The sequence below is a fragment of the Melaminivora alkalimesophila genome (genome assembly GCF_000282995.1).
Lineage (GTDB): Bacteria > Pseudomonadota > Gammaproteobacteria > Burkholderiales > Burkholderiaceae_C > Melaminivora > Melaminivora alkalimesophila.
Genome location: NZ_ALEE01000329.1, coordinates 1 through 3,183 on the forward strand (window position 1 = coordinate 1; position 3,183 = coordinate 3,183).

At 72.0% G+C, this 3,183-nt stretch carries 2 protein-coding genes and 2 pseudogenes; 3 read left to right on the forward strand and 1 reads right to left on the reverse strand.

Translation table 11 applies throughout. The annotated features are described in order from the left end of the window. Together pyrB and A612_RS06125 are read left to right on the forward strand one after the other, a co-directional pair. A pseudogene (pyrB, locus tag A612_RS06120) lies at positions 1-288 on the forward strand (aspartate carbamoyltransferase catalytic subunit); the annotation flags it as partial. 73 nt (positions 289-361) lie between these two features. Beyond that, a complete protein-coding gene (locus A612_RS06125) occupies positions 362-1,654 on the forward strand; it encodes a dihydroorotase (RefSeq protein WP_019373637.1) in 1,293 nt (430 codons plus the stop codon). Between the two features lie 32 nt (positions 1,655-1,686). Here A612_RS06125 and A612_RS06130 read toward each other — a convergent pair whose 3' ends face one another. Continuing rightward, positions 1,687-2,754 (reverse strand): ABC transporter ATP-binding protein, encoded by a 1,068-nt coding sequence (locus A612_RS06130; protein ID WP_019373638.1) that lies wholly within the window; start codon positions 2,752-2,754, stop codon positions 1,687-1,689. 78 nt (positions 2,755-2,832) lie between these two features. Here A612_RS06130 and A612_RS06135 point away from each other — a divergent pair. Continuing rightward, positions 2,833-3,183, forward strand: a pseudogene (locus tag A612_RS06135) (iron ABC transporter permease); the annotation flags it as partial.

The following is a 3,183-nucleotide window of genomic DNA, read 5'->3' on the forward strand; positions in this document are numbered from 1 at the left end:
ATCCGCGGCTGCGACGTGGTGATCGCGCTGCGGCTGCAGAACGAGCGCATGAACGGCGCGCTGCTGCCCTCCAGCCAGGAATACTTCAAGAGCTTTGGCCTGACGCCGCAGAAGCTGCGCCTGGCCCATCCGGACGCCATCGTCATGCACCCCGGCCCCATCAACCGCGGCGTGGAGATCGACTCGGCCGTGGTGGACGGCCCACAGGCGGTGATCCTGCCGCAGGTCAGCTTCGGCATCGCCGTGCGCATGGCCGTGATGTCCATCGTCGCGGGGAACGAGGCGTGAGTGCTTTTCCGATGAACACGGCAGCTGCCGACGCGCGGCCGACGCGGTCGCGCAGCGGATGGGGCTTGAAACCATGAAGATTCTCATCGAGAACGGCCGGGTGATCGACCCGGCCTCCGGCCTCGACAAGGTGTGCAGCGTGGCGCTGGCCGCCGGGCGCATCATCGGGGTGGACCGCCTGCCTGCCGGCTTTGCGCCCGGGCGCACGCTCGACGCGAGCGGCTGCCTGGTGCTGCCCGGGCTGGTGGATCTGGCGGCGCGCCTGGGCGAGCCGGGCCACGAGCACGAGGGCATGCTCGAGTCCGAGATGGCGGCGGCGGTGGCCGGCGGCGTGACGAGCCTGGTGTGCCCGCCCGACACCGAGCCGGTGCTCGACGAGCCGGGCCTGGTGCAGATGCTCAAGTTCCGCGCAGAAAAACTGCACCAGGCGCGGCTGTTTCCGCTCGGGGCGCTCACGCGCGGCCTGGCCGGCGAGGGGCTCACCGAAATGGCGGAGCTGACCGAGTCCGGCTGTGTGGGCTTTTCCCAGGCGGAGGTGCAACTGGCCAGCACCCAGGTGCTGCAGCGCGCCCTGCAGTACGCCGCCACCTTCGACTACACCGTGTGGCTGCGCCCGCAGGAGCTGCACCTCGGGCGCGGGGTGGCGGCCAGCGGGCCGCTGGCCACGCGCATGGGGCTGGCGGACGTGCCGGTGGCGGCCGAGACCATCGCGCTGCACACCATCTTCGAGCTCATGAAGACCACCGGCGCGCGTGTGCACCTGTGCCGGCTGTCGAGCGCCGCCGGCGTGGAGCTGGTGCGCCAGGCGAAGGCCGAGGGGCTGCGCGTGAGCTGCGACGTGAGCATCAACTCGCTCATGTTCACCGACACCGACATCGGCTACTTCGACAGCCGCGCGCGGCTGATGCCCCCGCTGCGCCAGCAGCGCGACCGCGAGGCCCTGTCGAAGGCACTGGCCGATGGCAGCATCGACGCGCTGGTCTCCGACCACACGGCCGTGGACGACGACGCCAAGGCCCTGCCCTTTGCCGAGGCCGAGGCCGGCGCCACGGGGCTGGAGCTGCTGCTGTCGGTGGCCTTCAAGTGGTCGCAGGACGCGGGCGTGCCGCTGGCGCGCGCGCTGTCGGTGGTGACGCACGAGCCGGCGCGGGTGCTGGGCGCGTCGCTGGGCACCCTGCAGGCGAGCGTCGGCCGCGTGGTCGAGGGCGGTGTGGGGGATCTGTGCATCGTGGACCCGCAGGCCCACTGGACGGTCGGCCCCGCCGAGCTGGTCAGCCAGGGCAGGCACACCCCCTTTTCCGGCTACGAATTGCCGGCGCGCGTGCGCGCTACGCTCGTGGGCGGGCAGATCGCCTTCGAGCGCTGAGGCTTTTTCGGTCGCGGCCGGGCCCGGGCGCCTCAGGCCTGGCGCGCGAAGGTCACGACGTGGTCCACCTGCGAGCGGATGCCGATCCATTCGCCCACCGCATGGTCGTGGTGGCTCGGCACGTGCGCCATCAGCTTCAGGCCGTCCTCCAGCTGCAGGGTGTAGAGGAACTCGGCGCCGCGGAAGGACTTGCGCAGCACGCGCGCCTGCACCGCTGCGCTGTCGTCATGCACCACGTCGTCCGGGCGCAGCAGCACGTCGCACAGCCCGCCCTCGTAGCGCGACGGCAGGGGGCAGCCGTCGATGTCCGTGAGGTCGCCCAGCGGGGTGCGCGCCACCACGTGGCCGCCCTGCTGCAGCAGCTGCGCCGGGGCGAAGACGCCGTGCCCGATGAAGCTGGCGACGAAGCGCGTGGCCGGGCGGTGGTAGAGCGCATAGGCGTCGTCCCACTGGTGCAGCCGGCCACCCTCCATGACGCCGATGCGGTCGCCGATGGCGAAGGCCTCCATCTGGTCGTGCGTGACGAACAAGGCGGTGGCGCCGGCGGCCTTCAGGATGCCGCGCACCTCGTGCGCCAGGCGCTCGCGCAGGTCCACGTCCAGGTTGGAAAAGGGCTCGTCGAGCAGCATCAGGCGCGGGCGCGGCGCGAGTGCCCGGGCCAGCGCCACGCGCTGCTGCTGCCCGCCCGACAACTCATGCGGGTACTGGCTCTCGCTGCCGGCCAGGCCCACCAGCGCCAGCGCCTCGCGCACGCGCGCCTGCTGCTCGGCGCGCGGCAGGCCATGCACGCCGAAGGCGACGTTGCGCCCCACCGTGAGGTGGGGAAACAGCGCGTAGTCCTGGAACACCATGCCGATGCGCCGCTCCTCCGGCGGGAGGTTGCGCCCCGGAGCGCTGACCAGCTCGTCGCCCAGCCGGATGCTCCCGGCCGAGACCGGCTCCAGCCCGGCGATGGCGCGCAGCAGGGTGGTCTTGCCACAGCCTGAGGGCCCGATCAGCACGCCGATCTCGCCGGCCGCCAGGCCCAGGGTCACGCCCTGCACCGCCGCATCGGGGCGGTTGGCATAGCGCACGTCCAGTTCAGAGACTCCAAGGAACATGGGCAAATTCTAGCGGTGCGCAAGGTTGCGTAGAATCATTCCCATTTGCATTGCGTGCCTCCCTGCACGCCGCCCCGCATGCTGGCAGGACGCCACACCCTTCCCCTCACTCTCGACCGCCCCCGCTTGCCCCGCTTTTCCGGCGCCGCCCTGCGCGCAGCCTTCCTGATCGTGCTGGCGCTGGCGCTGGTGCTGCCGGTGCTGGCCGTCTTCACGGCCTGGCTGCCGGGTGCGGCGGGCGGCGAGCAGGCGGGCCAGATCGTGCGCGAGATGGCGGCCACGGTGCTGCCCGAGTACCTGTGGACCACCCTGTGGCTGGGACTGGCGGTGGCCCTCGGCGCGGCGGTGGTCGGCTCGGCCAGCGCCGCGGCGGTGACGCTGTTCGATTTTCCGGGGCGCCGCCTGATGGAGTGGCTGCTGCTGCTGCCG

Coding starts and splice junctions, on each gene's coding strand:
- A612_RS06125 (WP_019373637.1), top strand. CDS start 362: ATGAAGATTCTCATCGAGAACGGCCGGGTGATCGACCCGGCCTCCGGC.
- A612_RS06130 (WP_019373638.1), bottom strand. CDS start 2,754: ATGTTCCTTGGAGTCTCTGAACTGGACGTGCGCTATGCCAACCGCCCC.